The sequence below is a fragment of the Acinetobacter sp. BIGb0196 genome (assembly GCF_011759595.1).
Lineage (GTDB): Bacteria > Pseudomonadota > Gammaproteobacteria > Pseudomonadales > Moraxellaceae > Acinetobacter > Acinetobacter guillouiae.
In genome coordinates this window covers 247,571-263,942 of sequence record NZ_JAAOZA010000002.1, presented here as the reverse complement: position 1 = coordinate 263,942, position 16,372 = coordinate 247,571, and the positions used below count along the sequence as shown (strand labels likewise).

Below are 16,372 nucleotides of genomic sequence, written 5' to 3'. Positions count from 1 at the left end.
ATTTTAAAAATGGATATTGGTTAATTTAGACTTACGCGAATTTTAAGGGTACTGTAAAAGGCATCTGCTGACTGTTTTCAAAGCAGATAGATGATCTGAACAAAATATACAATTGATCGTATTTTATTTTTTACATAGAAAAACCCGTATTTTCATTTGAAAACGCCACCGCATAATCAGGTTTGCTATAATTCAATTTAAAATTTAATCTGAGCATAACCTTTGAAGATCATTTTTGCAGGTACACCCGAATTTGCAGCTTCTGCTTTAGCAGCACTCATTGAAACTGATCACGAAATCGTCGCTGTGTATACTCAACCCGACCGCAAATCAGGTCGAGGACAAAAAATGACAGCTTCAGCCGTGAAACAACTTGCGCTCGCAAACAACTTACCCGTCTATCAACCCCTTCATTTCAAAGCATCGACAGACGAAGGCTTAGCGGCTCAACAAGAATTAGCAGCTTTGGGCGCAGATGTAATGGTGGTTGCGGCTTATGGTTTAATTTTGCCTCAAGCCGTATTAGATACACCGCGCTATGGTTGTTTAAATATTCATGGTTCTTTGCTACCACGTTGGCGTGGTGCCGCTCCGATTCAGCGTGCCATTGCAACAGGTGACACTGAAACCGGAGTAACAATCATGAAAATGGCGGCTGGACTAGATACAGGTGATATGATCTTTAAAACAGTGTGCCCAATCACAGTAGAAGAAACCTCAGCGACTTTATATGACAAACTTGCGATTCAAGGCGCTGAAGCAATTTGCGTGGTATTAGAATCAGAACAAAAATTACAACAATATTTAGATGCACGTGAAGTGCAAGATGAACAATTTACGGTATATGCACATAAACTCACAAAAGCTGAAGCACAAATTGATTGGACTAAATCAGCAGTTGAACTTGATCGCAATATTCGGGCATTCAATCCTTGGCCAGTCGCATTTACACCGATAGATGAAAGCAATAATTTACGTGTATGGAATTCTCAAATTTCAGACCTTACAGCCAATGGCGAAGCACCCGGAACCATTATCGAAATGAACAAACAAGGTGTACATGTGCTGTGTGGAGATGGTGTGATTTGTCTGACTAGCCTACAATGGCCAGGTGGTAAAGCCATTAACCCTGTACAAATTATACAAAGCCATAAACTTTCAGTAGGAAATATATTCGCATGAGCCAAATTCAATCATCTGCAAAAAATTTGAATTTGCGTGCACAAGTGGTTAAAACACTTTTAGCTGTTCAAAATGGACAGTCTTTGGCTTCCGTTTTAAACCAACATATCAATATTGTTTCTGAACGTGATCGTGGTTTATACCATGAGCTTACTTTGGGCTGTTTACGTCAGTGGTATTCTTTAAAAGCAATTACCTTACCCTTGCTCACAAAACCGTTAGACAATGAAGCATTAGAAAGTTGCTTATATTTGGGTTTATACCAGATTTTATGCACCCGTATTCCTGCACATGCGGCGATTTCAGAAACTGTCAATGCAGCGAAACAATTAGGTTTTGAACCGATGAGTGGTTTGGTCAATGCCATCCTTCGTCGTGTTTCACGTGAAACAACTGAGTTTCAAACGGCTTTGAATAATACCCATGGTTTACCAAGCTGGCTGTTCAAACGACTTAAAAAAGATTGGGCTGATCGACTCCCTGAAATCTGTCAAAACTTAAAACAAGTCGCTCCACTAACGCTGCGTGTCAATGAACGTCAAATTAGTCGTGATGAATATCTTGATATTTTAGATGAAGAACAGATTGATGCTCGTCCTTGTACACTTTCAGATGTTGGTATTGTTCTGGAACAAACAGGTAATATTACTCATTTACCAGGCTTTGAAGAAGGCGGGTTTTCTGTTCAAGATGAACATGCTCAATTGTGTGCAACACTGTTACCCAACTTAGATGACAAAGTCATTATCGATGCTTGTGCAGCACCGGGTGGTAAAGCAGCTCATATCTTAGAGCGCTTCAATCCTAAAAAATTAATTGCGCTTGATCATGATGCTAAACGATTATTGCGTGTTTCAGAAAACTTGGAACGCCTTGAATTAAATGTTGATGCAACAGTTGAAATCATCACAGCAGATGCTACAACATGGGTGCCTAAAGAGTTGGTCGATTGCATCGTATTAGATGCACCTTGTTCTGCTATTGGTGTTATGCGTCGTCATCCTGATATCCGCTTATTGCGTCAATCTACAGATATTCAACAAGTGGTCGATCTGCAAAAGCAAATTTTAAAGCATATGTGGCAGCAGCTTAAAGTCGGTGGAACACTACTTTATATTACCTGCTCAATTCTGAAAATTGAAAATGAACAGCAGATGGTCGAGTTTTTTGCTGAGCATGCAGATGCGGAAGAAATCAAGATTGATGCAAACTGGGGAATAGAACAAATTCACGGTCGTCAATTGTTGCCTGAAGCGCATCATGGTGATGGTTTCTATTATTGCCGAATTCAGAAAGCAGCTTAAAAAACGCATTAAAAAAGCAGGCTAATTCGCCTGCTTTTTTTTGACTCAAGTTTAAAGCGTATGGTGATCTTTGACCTCTTCCAGAACTTCATCCAGTTCTTCAGGATTTTTCATCAAATGTAGGATCGATAAAATCAACCCACCCCATAAAAAAACCATTGAAATAATCATCATCACGATTGCAGAAGTATTCATTTTGACGCTCCTATCGATCTTTCATTTTGCTAAGGACTAAAGCAATAACAGCACAGAAAATCACACTGCCCCAACCAAAGAACATCAACATACTTGAACTATAGGTATCGTATCCATTTTTAATCAAGCTAAAAACTGTCATAGTTAAAGTGACCAGCAAAATTAAAGATGTGATTACAGTTAAAGTGAAATCCCAACCTTTACCAAGTTGCACAGTTGAAATACGATTCACATGATCTCGTAACTCCATCAATGCCGAACGTTTAAACCATGCTATCGAAATAATTGACAATAACGCACCACCAATAATCCCAATGTTATTGATAAAGTGATCGACGATATCCACCAGTTTAATCGAGTTCACACTAGAGAATAAGAAAATTGAAACCAGTGCACTACCACCACCAATGATGCTTACGGCTTTTTTACGTCCCCATTTTAACTTGTCTTGCATCGCTGCAATCGGCACTTCAAGGATACTCACCATTGAAGAAATCCCTGCAACAAATAAAGAAGAGAAGAACAGTAAACCGAATAAATCCGCACCAGTCCCTAAACTTGAAATGATTTTAGGGAAAGCAATAAATGCCAAGCCGATACCACCACTGACCACTTGATCTACAGGCTTGCCTGCTGAAAATGCCATAAAGCCCAGTGCCGCGAAGATACCAATACCCGCAAGGATTTCAGTAGACGCATTGGCAAAACCAACAATGAGGCCCGAGCCTGTTAAATTGGTTTTTGGTTTAAGATACGAGGCATAAGTCACCATGATCCCAAAGCCAACAGAGAGTGAAAAGAACGTATGACCAAATGCTGCAAGCCATACTTTATAATCCCACATTGCTGCCCAGTTCGGTGTAAAGAAAGCATTTAAACCTTGGACCGCTCCTGGTAAACGCAAAGCTTGAATAACAAGAATAGTAAACAGAATAAACAGTAGAGGCATGAAAATTTTATTGGATAATTCAACCCCTTTTTTCACACCACCAAATAAGATGATCAGTGTTAATGCCCAAATTCCCACAATTGGCCAAAATAAATGACCAACAAACTGAAAATCAAAACTTGTTGATTTTGAAGTTTGTAAATAGGTATTGAAGAAGAAGTTTTCAGGATCACTTCCCCACAATTGACCTACAGAAAAATAAACATAACTGCCAGCCCATGTCAGTACGCTGGCATAATACAAACCAATAATGATACAGACACAGACTTGCCACCAACCTAAAGTTTCACCCCCTTTAAATAAAGCACGATAGGCTTTAGGAGGTGAAGAATTACTTTTATGCCCTGTCGCATAGTCTAAAAATAACAGTGGCAAACCTGCAGTGATAAGTGCAATTAAATATGGAATTAAAAAAGCGCCACCACCGTTTTCATAAGCAATGTAAGGGAAGCGCCAAATATTACCTAAACCGACAGCCGATCCAACAGCTGCGATAATAAAACCTGATCGTGATGTCCAGTTTTCACGAGATTCTGTCATAAAACACCTAATTCTGTAGATGTCCTCAAATGCTGCTTTTTTTCATTGTGATCTGCGAGCAAAAGAAGTACCAATTTTAAATTTTGTTGTTTGAATAAAACAGCACCTTTTGGGTCCTTTGTTATTATTCCAAACCAGTAACTTTGCAAACTTCTCGGTTAAAGTGCATCAACAAAATTACTGTTTAATGTTGTAACAATACTCGTTTTGCAGCGCTTTTTCTGTAATTTGTGTCCATTTTCCCATGTTTTTTTTACTTTTCGTCACACATGGTTAATTTTTAGCTATTTTGCTTGGAATTGCCTATTTCTAATTGACCCTCTTGGGTAGTCGATAATGCCCAATGATTTTATATTCATGCAAAATATCATTTTCACGTGTTCCAGAACCAATGTTATGAATAACCAAAGGTGTTTTTGATAACATTGTGGTTTTATTTGAAATGATACCAATGTGGGTTAAACCTTTACCTAAATCCCATGCCACGATATCACCTGCTTGATACTTTTGATCATTCACTTGATAACCTTGACGCTGAAAATAGGTCATGATATTTGGAACCCGTCGATGATCAATATTTCGATCGGTTGCTTTTAAACCCCATTTTTGTGGATATTTTTTAAAATTGGCTTTCATATCTTCATGAATACGTTGTTGCAGATCTATACCTTGATGGCGTAAGGCGCGAATAACCACGTCTGTGCATACGCCTTTGATCAATGGAACATCACCCATTGGATAGGACAATTGAGTATAAGCAGGATCATAATAAAGAGTTTTCCAGATCTGAGAACGTGCATCATTTACCAATTTTTCAGATTGAAATGCCCAAATTTGCACACTCTGTAAGCAAAGCAAAACTATTAAAAATAATGAATTGAAAAATTTTATTATCATTTTTTAACTCTATATATAAAATTCAAAGAAATAAGGAGCCGTAGCCCCTTAGAATATTAACTTATTGTTTGATCACAAGTAAGCGCTCTTCCTGCATATCACCAATTGCAGACTGGATCCCCTCACGACCTAAACCCGAATCTTTCACGCCACCATATGGCATATTATCAACTCTGAAGGTGGGTATATCATTGATAATTACCCCTCCCACATGTAGATGATCCCATGCATAAAGCATCTTATTGAGATTTTGAGTATATACACCAGCTTGTAAACCAAAGCGACCTTGGTTAATCAGTTCGATACCTTTCTCAAATGTTTTATATTTTTCTAAAATTGCCACAGGGCCAAATGCTTCATTTTGATAAATTTCAAGAGATTCATCGACATTTTCAAGCAAAGTTGGCTCGAATAAAACGCCTTTTAAAGTGCCACCAATTAAGATTTTCGCACCCTTTTTCTCCGCTTTATCTACCCATTTTTTTAAACGAATCGCTTCTGCCTCCTTAATCATTGGGCCCACAATCGTGGTTTCTACATGTGGATCTGCAGCAGATACTTTTTTCAATTTTGCTAAGATTTTTTTTCTAAATTCTATATAAATATCAGCATGGACTAAAATTCGTTGCACACTAATACACACCTGCCCCGCATGCCCATATGCACCACCAATCACTCGATCAATCAATGCATTACTTATTTCTGTATCAGGTTCAATTAAAACAGCTGCATTACCACCCAATTCGAGGGTTACTTTTTTACGACCAGCACGTGCTTTCATATCCCAACCCACTTGATCAGAACCGGTAAAGCTGAGCAGCTTAAAGCGATCATCCGTCACTAACACATCAGCATGTTCTCGTGGACAAGGCAAAATTGAAAATGCGCCTTTTGGTAAATCTGTTTCAGCCAAAATTTCTGCGATTTTTAATGCGGAAATTGGCGTCAAACTTGCCGGTTTCAATACAAATGGACAACCCGCTGCTATTGCTGGTGCAATTTTATGCGCTGTTAAATTCAAAGGAAAATTAAACGGACTGATCAGAGACACTGCACCAATCGGTACATGTTGTACCATTCCCCGATATGCAGCAGCCGCAGCGGTTACAGCCAAGGGTATTAAATGACCATCATTGATTGTGGAGACTGCATCTGCCGCTAGCTGGAAAGTATTAATCAGCCTTTCAACCTCAGCTGCTGCTGCAAGTTTAGGCTTTCCACCTTCGATAATTAAAATTTGGGTTAATTCTTCACGAAGCTCTTTAAAGCGCTGAACACAATGTAACAGTATTTTTTGCTTCTGAAATGGCTTTAAAGCAGCCATTTCTTTCTCAGCTTTCACGGCTGCGCTGATGGCTTTTTCTAAAATTTTTGCATCCGCTAAAGCCACTTTTGCATAAATTTTCCCCGAAAATTTATCATGAACTTCAAGCCATTGTACTGATTTAACCGCTTTATTGGCGACATAAAGTGGGAATTCAATCACTGCTTGATCAATAGAATCACTCATCCTACACCCTCGATTTAATCTTTTTAATAATGCAAAATTTGATAAACCCCTATATCATGCCTTCTGTTAATACAGTATTGAAATGTATTTAAGTAACAAAAATATAGGATGAAAAATTATTTCATCAAGAAGGACATATGAAATCTATTCAATTACCCTTATTTATCGCTGCATTAGGTCTAAGTTCATTTGCTCAAGCTGATTTTATTGGTTTAAAAGGTGATGTGAATTACTGGTCTTACAATGGAAAAATTGAAAATACTAAGCCACTAAATGGTAATAATGATATTGATCGTGATAATGGCATTCAAGCTTCGATTGCTTTTGAACATCCTGTTCCTCTTTTACCGAATGTAAAAATTAAATACACCAATTTAGATAGCTCAACTAACAATAATGATGGTGCATTTAGCTCAAATACAATTGACCTTACTAATACTGATTATATTTTATACTATGAAATACTCGATAATATTGTTAGTGCAGACATTGGTTTAGGCTTAGCAAATATTAATGGTGATTTTAAACAATATGATGCAATTCAATCTATGGATTATACGATGTCTGGTAATTTACCTATTGCTTATGCCTCTATCGGTGGGAAGCTCCCATTTACAGGTTTAAGTACCAAAGGAGAAATTATCGTTGGTAGTGATGGAGATGCAACACTGACAGATGTACAAGCAGAACTTCAATATAATTTTGTGCAAAGTTTACTTTTAGACCTTGGTGCTAAAGTAGGATATCGCTATATGAGTATTGATGCTGATAAAGATGACATCAAATATAAATTAGATTTTAAAGGGCCTTATATTGGTTTAAATGCCCATTTTTAATAGAAAATATCCGTTTATGATCATGTAAGCTTTTTCTTACATGGTCTGCCGATTTATGCGTATAGGCAGAACAGCTAAATTTTAATATTATAAACACATTAGGAAACAGGAAGTTTCCATTAAAAACAAGAATAAGATAGGACGATAACGCAGGATAGCGAAAGGTACGACAGGAGTTATACCTCAGAACCAATACAAAAAACCTCAGGCATGGATGTCTGAGGTTTTTTTATTTTGAATAGACTAAAACAATTAAAGTAAAAAACTTACCACTTCATAAAAGCCATTCCTTCAATAGCATCAATTTGAATCAGTTCAGTTTGTTTTTGAACTAGTTTAACCGCTTCATGCAAACTTATTGTTTTTGTATAAGAGCCTTTTTGATCAGGAACAGGAATATCTGCATCTAATGAATAATCATCATTGACGATAAACTGTAAAGTACGATCATTTTTATCAACGATCCCTAAAAAGTTTTCTGGTCTGATTAACACAGATTGCATTATTTCTATGATTTCATCGATAGATGCATACTGATTTTGAGTGGGTAAAACCTCTTCACCATCATAATCTGTAAAGAAAAATTGGAAAATCAACATATTATTAACTGTTTTTATCGTAATACTTTAATTTTTAGCATAAAGAAACGACTGGTTCAATAGCTCAACTCTTTCTATATCTTCACTTCAATGATGATCATGATGAGAAATAAAGAAAATAAGTTCAGTTTCATCAATGCATAAGCTTAATCAGTGATCAATTAACTTAATATAACTAGATCTGTTTCATTTCGCTAATAAACACCACGCATAAAAAAACACCCCGCTCTCGTTAGAGACCGGGGTGTTTTAGATTTAAAAGCTGGCGATGACTTACTCTCACATGGGTAACCCCACACTACCATCAGCGCTAAGAGGTTTCACTTCTGAGTTCGGGAAGGGATCAGGTGGTTCACTCTTGCTATTGTCGCCAGCAAACTGTTATGGACTTGTTCGGGTCTTATTTAAATGCCTTACTTCGTACCAAATGAGTTTAACAGAACATTTGAGTTGGGTATTGTAACTAGCTTTACAACTAAATCAAGTATGTTTGATCTTTTATGAATCAAATGATGCTTCGTATACAACTGCTTGGGTGTTGTATAGTCAAGCCTCACGAGCAATTAGTATTGGTCAGCTTCATGCGTCACCGCACTTCCACATCCAACCTATCAACGTCGTAGTCTTCAACGGCTCTTTAGAGGACATAAAGTCCTAGGGAAATCTTATCTTGAGGTAGGCTTCCCGCTTAGATGCTTTCAGCGGTTATCCCTTCCGAACATAGCTACCCGGCGATGCGACTGGCGTCACAACCGGTACACCAGAGGTTCGTCCACTCTGGTCCTCTCGTACTAGGAGCAGATCCTCTCAAATTTCCAACGCCCACGGTAGATAGGGACCGAACTGTCTCACGACGTTCTAAACCCAGCTCGCGTACCTCTTTAAATGGCGAACAGCCATACCCTTGGGACCTGCTTCAGCCCCAGGATGAGATGAGCCGACATCGAGGTGCCAAACACCGCCGTCGATATGAACTCTTGGGCGGTATCAGCCTGTTATCCCCAGAGTACCTTTTATCCGTTGAGCGATGGCCCTTCCATACAGAACCACCGGATCACTAAGACCTACTTTCGTACCTGCTCGACTTGTGGGTCTCGCAGTTAAGCGCGCTTTTGCCTTTATACTCTACGCGTGATTTCCGACCACGCTGAGCGCACCTTCGTACTCCTCCGTTACTCTTTAGGAGGAGACCGCCCCAGTCAAACTACCCACCAGACATGGTCCTCGTCCCGGATAACGGGACAGAGTTAGAACCTCAATATTACCAGGGTGGTATTTCAAGGATGGCTCCATAGCAACTGGCGTCACTACTTCAAAGCCTCCCACCTATCCTACACAAGTAAGATCAAAGTTCAATGTCAAGCTGCAGTAAAGGTTCACGGGGTCTTTCCGTCTAGCCGCGGGTACACCGCATCTTCACGGCGATTTCGATTTCACTGAGCCTCTGCTGGAGACAGCGCCCCCATCATTATGCCATTCGTGCAGGTCGGAACTTACCCGACAAGGAATTTCGCTACCTTAGGACCGTTATAGTTACGGCCGCCGTTTACTGGGGCTTCGATCAAGAGCTTCGCTTACGCTAACCCCATCAATTAACCTTCCAGCACCGGGCAGGCATCACACCCTATACGTCCACTTTCGTGTTTGCAGAGTGCTATGTTTTTAATAAACAGTTGCAGGGGCCTGGTTTCTGTGGCTGCCAATAGCTCAAGGAGCAAGTCCTATCACCGTCAGCAGCGTACCTTCTCCCGAAGTTACGGTACCATTTTGCCTAGTTCCTTCAGCAGAGTTCTCTCAAGCGCTTTGGTCTACTCGACCTGACCACCTGTGTCGGTTTAGGGTACGATTCCTGTGTAACTGAAGCTTAGAGACTTTTCCTGGAAGCATAGTATCAGCCACTTCGCTAGTAAACTAGCTTGCTATCAGCTCTCAGCATAGAGCACCCCGGATTTGCCTAAGATGCATGCCTACTGCCTTTCACCTGGACAACCAACGCCAGGCTGACTTAACTTTCTCCGTCCTCTCATCGCATTACACAGAAGTATTGGAATATTAACCAATTTCCCATCGACTACGCCTCTCGGCCTCGCCTTAGGGGTCGACTCACCCAGCCCCGATTAACGTTGGACTGGAACCCTTGGTCTTTCAGCGAACGGGTTTTTCACCCGTTTTGTCGTTACTCACGTCAGCATTCGCACTTCTGATACCTCCAGCATACTTCTCAATACACCTTCATCGGCTTACAGAACGCTCCCCTACCACGTATACATAGTATACATCCGCAGCTTCGGCATATAGTTTTAGCCCCGTTACATCTTCCGCGCAGGCCGACTCGACTAGTGAGCTATTACGCTTTCTTTAAAGGGTGGCTGCTTCTAAGCCAACCTCCTAGCTGTCTATGCCTTCCCACATCGTTTCCCACTTAACTATAATTTGGGGGCCTTAGCTGGCGGTCTGGATTGTTTTCCTCTTGACTACGGACGTTAGCACCCGCAGTCTGTCTCCCGGATAGTACTCATAGGTATTCGGAGTTTGCATCGGTTTGGTAAGTCGGGATGACCCCCTAGCCGAAACAGTGCTCTACCCCCTATGGTATTCGTCCGAGGCGCTACCTAAATAGCTTTCGGGGAGAACCAGCTATCACCGAGTTTGATTAGCCTTTCACCCCTATCCACAAGTCATCCCCTGGCTTTTCAACGACAGTGGGTTCGGTCCTCCAGTTAGTGTTACCCAACCTTCAACCTGCTCATGGATAGATCACCCGGTTTCGGGTCTATACCCAGCAACTAAACGCCCTATTAAGACTCGATTTCTCTACGGCTCCCCTATACGGTTAACCTTGCTACTGAATATAAGTCGCTGACCCATTATACAAAAGGTACGCAGTCACCAAACAAGTTGGCTCCCACTGCTTGTATGCATGCGGTTTCAGGATCTATTTCACTCCCCTCACAGGGGTTCTTTTCGCCTTTCCCTCACGGTACTGGTTCACTATCGGTCAGTCAGGAGTATTTAGCCTTGGAGGATGGTCCCCCCATATTCAGACAAGGTTTCACGTGCCTCGCCCTACTCGTCATCATTATATGTGCCCTTTCGTGTACGGGACTATCACCCTCTACGGTAGCACTTCCCAGAGCTTTCCGCTAAAACACATATAACTTAATGGGCTGATCCCCGTTCGCTCGCCGCTACTGAGGGAATCTCAATTGATTTCTTTTCCTAAGGGTACTGAGATGTTTCACTTCCCCTCGTTCGCCTCGCATGACTATGTATTCATCATGCGATACCTACCTTATGGTAAGTGGGTTTCCCCATTCAGAAATCTCCGGATCACAGGATATTTGCCGCCTCCCCGAAGCTTATCGCAGGCTATTACGTCTTTCATCGCCTCTGACTGCCAAGGCATCCACCACATGCACTTAATTACTTGACTATACAACCCCAAACAGTCGTTAATCCCTACAAGGAGGATCAACAATGTGAACTTAATCACTTCTATTTGTTGCCTGTGAATTTAATCACTATACAGCTTCAATTTAATTCATATACCAAAACGCTTGATTCAGTTTTATCGCTAGTGCTCATTTCATTCAACATTAACAATTGCTTGCTAACATCAACTAAAACGAGTTTAAACAATTATTTCAACTCAAATATATTCTGTTAATGATTCACTACCGCCTCGTCAGCGAGTAGTTAACTGTGATAAATCACAGAACTTAATAAGCTATCTGCTTACTAAGTTCTGTAATCACTTAGTCTTTAATTAGTGGTGGAGACTAACGGAGTCGAACCGTTGACCTCCTGCGTGCAAAGCAGGCGCTCTACCAACTAAGCTAAGTCCCCAGCTTAAGATCTTAATATATCTGCTCTTCTGTGTTCAGTAGACTTGGTGGGTCTGACAAGACTTGAACTTGTGACCCCACGCTTATCAAGCGTGTGCTCTAACCAACTGAGCTACAGACCCTCAGATACATCAATGAAGAACAACTTGTTGTGGATTCTTACCAATCGTCAATCTTTCGTTAAGGAGGTGATCCAGCCGCAGGTTCCCCTACGGCTACCTTGTTACGACTTCACCCCAGTCATCGGCCACACCGTGGTAAGCGTCCTCCTTACGGTTAGACTACCTACTTCTGGTGCAACAAACTCCCATGGTGTGACGGGCGGTGTGTACAAGGCCCGGGAACGTATTCACCGCGGCATTCTGATCCGCGATTACTAGCGATTCCGACTTCATGGAGTCGAGTTGCAGACTCCAATCCGGACTACGATCGGCTTTTTGAGATTAGCATCCTATCGCTAGGTAGCAACCCTTTGTACCGACCATTGTAGCACGTGTGTAGCCCTGGTCGTAAGGGCCATGATGACTTGACGTCGTCCCCGCCTTCCTCCAGTTTGTCACTGGCAGTATCCTTAAAGTTCCCACCCGAAGTGCTGGCAAATAAGGAAAAGGGTTGCGCTCGTTGCGGGACTTAACCCAACATCTCACGACACGAGCTGACGACAGCCATGCAGCACCTGTATGTAAGTTCCCGAAGGCACCAATCCATCTCTGGAAAGTTCTTACTATGTCAAGACCAGGTAAGGTTCTTCGCGTTGCATCGAATTAAACCACATGCTCCACCGCTTGTGCGGGCCCCCGTCAATTCATTTGAGTTTTAGTCTTGCGACCGTACTCCCCAGGCGGTCTACTTATCGCGTTAGCTGCGCCACTAAAGCCTCAAAGGCCCCAACGGCTAGTAGACATCGTTTACGGCATGGACTACCAGGGTATCTAATCCTGTTTGCTCCCCATGCTTTCGTACCTCAGCGTCAGTATTAGGCCAGATGGCTGCCTTCGCCATCGGTATTCCTCCAGATCTCTACGCATTTCACCGCTACACCTGGAATTCTACCATCCTCTCCCATACTCTAGCTTCCCAGTATCGAATGCAATTCCCAAGTTAAGCTCGGGGATTTCACATCCGACTTAAAAAGCCGCCTACGCACGCTTTACGCCCAGTAAATCCGATTAACGCTCGCACCCTCTGTATTACCGCGGCTGCTGGCACAGAGTTAGCCGGTGCTTATTCTGCGAGTAACGTCCACTCATCTTGGGTATTAACCAAGAGAGCCTCCTCCTCGCTTAAAGTGCTTTACAACCATAAGGCCTTCTTCACACACGCGGCATGGCTGGATCAGGGTTCCCCCCATTGTCCAATATTCCCCACTGCTGCCTCCCGTAGGAGTCTGGGCCGTGTCTCAGTCCCAGTGTGGCGGATCATCCTCTCAGACCCGCTACAGATCGTCGCCTTGGTAGGCCTTTACCCCACCAACTAGCTAATCCGACTTAGGCTCATCTATTAACGCAAGGTCACAAGTGATCCCCTGCTTTCCCCCGTAGGGCGTATGCGGTATTAGCATCCCTTTCGAGATGTTGTCCCCCATTAATAGGCAGATTCCTAAGTATTACTCACCCGTCCGCCGCTAGGTCAGTTACCGAAGCAACCTCCCCCGCTCGACTTGCATGTGTTAAGCCTGCCGCCAGCGTTCAATCTGAGCCATGATCAAACTCTTCAGTTAAAAATCATTAGTGACTTAAGGTCACAATTCTGGCTCATCAATGTACTGACAAATTCTCTCAAATAAACTTCGAGTAATTTAAACCAATCAATCAATGATAATATTTCGATCAATCAATCAGTAAAAATCCACACAAGTTGTTCTTCATATTCTCTTAATGATCTTCTCAATGCTTCGTCAGCATCAAGCTAGGTCGGCTATACTACTCTCTATCTCTAAAAAGTCAATCAATAATGTTAATTATTTTTTCTAACAAACCCAACTCCAATCTCATCTTAAAATCTCAATTCGAAATCTTAACAACTTAATCAAGTGCCTGATTTATCAGAAGTTTTATTTAACATCACCGCCGATGGATGTGCATTCTACAGCATTCCCAATCCAACACAACCCCTTTTTTTAAACTTTCTTATCGGATGTGCGTTTTTTCCTCAAAATCAGTGTTTTTTTATGCTTTTTATCTATTTTTTAAGCATTTTTCATTATTTTTTTCATATTAAAGTTATTTTTATGCTTTGTTTTCCACTCTCGAATCACAAAATCTAAGCATTATTCAACTGAATCAGGATTCAAAAAGAAAAACCGCATCAATTTGATGCGGTAAATCCTATACTTTGTGCACTTTTATATTTTGCAGTCATTTCATCTGTTAAATGCTGCAGAATAGAATCCACATTTTCAAAAGGATGAAAACAGGACTGTCGTACAATCACCGCAAAGTCTCCAGCACTTAAACGATCTAAAGATTGCAGTTTTACTTTTATATCGGCTTCATGAACAACAAGTTTGAGTTGTGTGCAGACATTTTCCAGTAAAGCCAAACGCTGTGCATAATTTAGAAAATCAAAATGCATTTTAAAATCGAAACGGCGTAATGCAGCTTGATCAAGTTCATCAAAGCGATTGGTTGTCGCCACCACGATGCCATTAAAGCTTTCCATTTGAACCAAAAACTCATTTACCTGAGAAACTTCCCAAGAGCGGGTTGCTTGGCGGCGATCTTGTAATAAACCATCTACTTCATCCAGCAATAAAATTGCCTGTAAGTCTTCGGCTTCATGAAACGCTTTAGCAAGGTTCTGTTCTGTTTCACCGACCCAAGCAGAAATTAAGTCTGAACCACGCTTAATCAGTAAAGGTCGATTGATGGTTTCAGATAACCATCGTGCAAATGCAGTTTTACCTGTTCCTGATGCTCCGTATAGACATAACCGGCCAAAACCATGTTGCTGGATACCTGATGCGATCTCCGCAAGATTCACCTTACAGTTGATATAGTTCAAATCATAGAACTTGGGCAAAGCATTACTATCTTGCAATTTAATACCTTGGTGACCCTGTGCTTTTAATGTATTGGAAACCAATTTGGTCATGCTTTCCTGTATCACTAAATGCTCATTGTGCATTTGAGCCGCTTTGGCAACACGATAACTACGGCGTAAAATTGCTGGAGATAATTGTTCAACATTGGCCAAGGCTTCCTGATACAAAGGATTAAGTTCTTGACCACAATGTTGCTCGATAAAACTTCTGCGTTGCTTTTTAGGTGGCACTTTAATTTCAAGCACCATATCAAAACGGCGTATAAACGCAGGATCAAGCTGATCGGAATTAGACACCCAAATCGTTGGTGTACGATTTTGCTCTAAAATACGATTGACCCAAGCCTTACGACTTTGCGCAGTGCTTTTCATCCCCACGCCATTTTCGGTGTCATTAAACACATCCTCAACTTCATCAAACATCAATAAAGCAGATTGACTGTCGAAAATGCATTGTGCTGCACGATACGCACATAAACGCCCTGTGGCTGAAATTGCATCACCATCTTCATCTTCACAGGAGATTTCAAAAAGTTGCACCGCCATTTCATCTGCAAGGCTCTTACACAGTTGTGTCTTTCCTGTGCCTGAACTGCCATAAAGGAAGATATTTACACCCTGTTGCTTACTCATTTTGACTTGCTTTAAATAAGCTAGGAGTAAAGTCAATTCAGTGTGTAAATGAGGATAATCCTCTAAGGTTAATTCAGCAGGCTGACTTTTATTAATGGTTCCAACAAACAGATCCATCACATCATTGGTTTTCACCAATAACTTATCGGCCAATTGGTTTGACACCAGATTCAATTTCCCACGTAAATAATTACGATAGTGTTGTTGAACACTGATTAAACCACTGCGATGTAAACGCCCTTGTACAGACAAAGCCTGACGAATTGCTTCATAAGGCAAATCTAAAACTACAGCCAAAGCACGTATGGTTTTAGACGCAGTCAATTCACCGATGGTATCCGCAATATCATCTAAAAGTTGTTCACTGTTTAACATCACGATAAAGCCTAAAATCGTGCTTTCAACAGCATTTAAATCCAGTAATTGCTGTATTAACTTTAGGTTATATTGCAACTCAGCATTGAACTGAAAATTATCTAATAAATTTTGCTGTTGGCTATTTTTATGCAAATGGTTGAGTTCCTGATAAGCAGCTTGCTCATCGAACTTATCTGCAAGTAATGCTTCAGAAAAACCTAACTTTTTTGCAATCCATTGATGACTAAAGCAATGATCAGAAATAAATTCTTTTGCACCACCTAACTCGACCAAAAATCGAAAAGCCCAAAGTTTTACAATCGGAGAAATTTCAGCAAAATCCTCTACGTCAACCTGATGCATATTTTGTGCAAAAGGTTGATTAATATATTCGTTCATATATTCACTTTTTTCTTTTCATGCCGAAGGCTAAACTTTTTCCAATTTGCATTTTCTGCAAGCAAAGTCATCCCTCAGAACATC

General features: G+C 41.1%; 9 protein-coding genes, 2 tRNA genes and 3 rRNA genes. 3 read left to right on the top strand and 11 right to left on the bottom strand.

What is annotated here, in order from left to right:
• Window positions 1–222 precede the first annotated feature (222 nt).
• Complete coding sequence (fmt, locus tag FHR28_RS13970; protein ID WP_105714786.1) at window positions 223–1,182, top strand: methionyl-tRNA formyltransferase; 960 nt, start codon at window positions 223–225, stop codon at window positions 1,180–1,182.
• Entirely contained in the window at window positions 1,179–2,486 is a 1,308-nt protein-coding gene (rsmB, locus tag FHR28_RS13965; RefSeq protein WP_166782899.1) for a 16S rRNA (cytosine(967)-C(5))-methyltransferase RsmB, read from the top strand. The genes fmt and rsmB overlap by 4 nt, the downstream gene beginning before the upstream one ends.
• A gap of 51 nt (window positions 2,487–2,537) precedes the next feature.
• Here rsmB and FHR28_RS13960 read toward each other — a convergent pair whose 3' ends face one another.
• The 4 genes from FHR28_RS13960 to FHR28_RS13945 form a co-directional block, all read right to left on the bottom strand.
• Window positions 2,538–2,681: a methionine/alanine import family NSS transporter small subunit gene (locus FHR28_RS13960; protein ID WP_004718897.1), complete on the bottom strand. Its 144-nt coding sequence runs from the start codon at window positions 2,679–2,681 to the stop codon at window positions 2,538–2,540.
• Between the two features lie 10 nt (window positions 2,682–2,691).
• Window positions 2,692–4,170, bottom strand: coding sequence for a sodium-dependent transporter (locus FHR28_RS13955; RefSeq protein ID WP_004718898.1), 1,479 nt, complete (start codon window positions 4,168–4,170; stop codon window positions 2,692–2,694).
• A gap of 309 nt (window positions 4,171–4,479) precedes the next feature.
• The gene (locus FHR28_RS13950) at window positions 4,480–5,067 is read right to left on the bottom strand and encodes a DUF1287 domain-containing protein (RefSeq protein WP_105714789.1); all 588 of its coding nucleotides are present in this window, start codon (window positions 5,065–5,067) and stop codon (window positions 4,480–4,482) included.
• A gap of 61 nt (window positions 5,068–5,128) precedes the next feature.
• Window positions 5,129–6,577 carry an aldehyde dehydrogenase family protein gene (locus tag FHR28_RS13945; protein WP_166782898.1) on the bottom strand — a complete coding sequence of 483 codons (1,449 nt, stop codon included), beginning with the start codon at window positions 6,575–6,577 and terminating at the stop codon, window positions 5,129–5,131.
• Window positions 6,578–6,714: 137 nt separating this feature from the next.
• Here FHR28_RS13945 and FHR28_RS13940 point away from each other — a divergent pair, with 137 nt between their 5' ends.
• On the top strand, window positions 6,715–7,413 hold the full coding sequence (locus FHR28_RS13940; RefSeq protein ID WP_105714791.1) for a TIGR04219 family outer membrane beta-barrel protein: 699 nt from the start codon (window positions 6,715–6,717) through the stop codon (window positions 7,411–7,413).
• Between the two features lie 266 nt (window positions 7,414–7,679).
• Here the strand turns inward: FHR28_RS13940 and FHR28_RS13935 are convergent, their stop codons facing one another.
• The 7 genes from FHR28_RS13935 to FHR28_RS13905 all read right to left on the bottom strand — a co-directional run bounded on the left by FHR28_RS13935 (window position 7,680) and on the right by FHR28_RS13905 (window position 16,288).
• The gene (locus FHR28_RS13935) at window positions 7,680–8,012 is read right to left on the bottom strand and encodes a hypothetical protein (RefSeq protein WP_034618067.1); all 333 of its coding nucleotides are present in this window, start codon (window positions 8,010–8,012) and stop codon (window positions 7,680–7,682) included.
• A gap of 260 nt (window positions 8,013–8,272) precedes the next feature.
• Window positions 8,273–8,387, bottom strand: a 5S ribosomal RNA gene (gene rrf, locus FHR28_RS13930).
• Between the two features lie 167 nt (window positions 8,388–8,554).
• Window positions 8,555–11,445 (bottom strand): 23S ribosomal RNA (locus FHR28_RS13925).
• Window positions 11,446–11,782: 337 nt separating this feature from the next.
• Window positions 11,783–11,858, bottom strand: a tRNA-Ala gene (locus FHR28_RS13920).
• Between the two features lie 44 nt (window positions 11,859–11,902).
• Window positions 11,903–11,979: transfer RNA gene (locus FHR28_RS13915), tRNA-Ile, on the bottom strand.
• Between the two features lie 59 nt (window positions 11,980–12,038).
• A 16S ribosomal RNA gene (locus FHR28_RS13910) occupies window positions 12,039–13,577 on the bottom strand.
• The 16S, 23S and 5S rRNA genes sit together here with 2 tRNA genes alongside, the layout of an rRNA operon.
• A gap of 587 nt (window positions 13,578–14,164) precedes the next feature.
• Entirely contained in the window at window positions 14,165–16,288 is a 2,124-nt protein-coding gene (locus tag FHR28_RS13905; RefSeq protein ID WP_166782897.1) for an AAA family ATPase, read from the bottom strand.
• Window positions 16,289–16,372 lie beyond the last annotated feature (84 nt).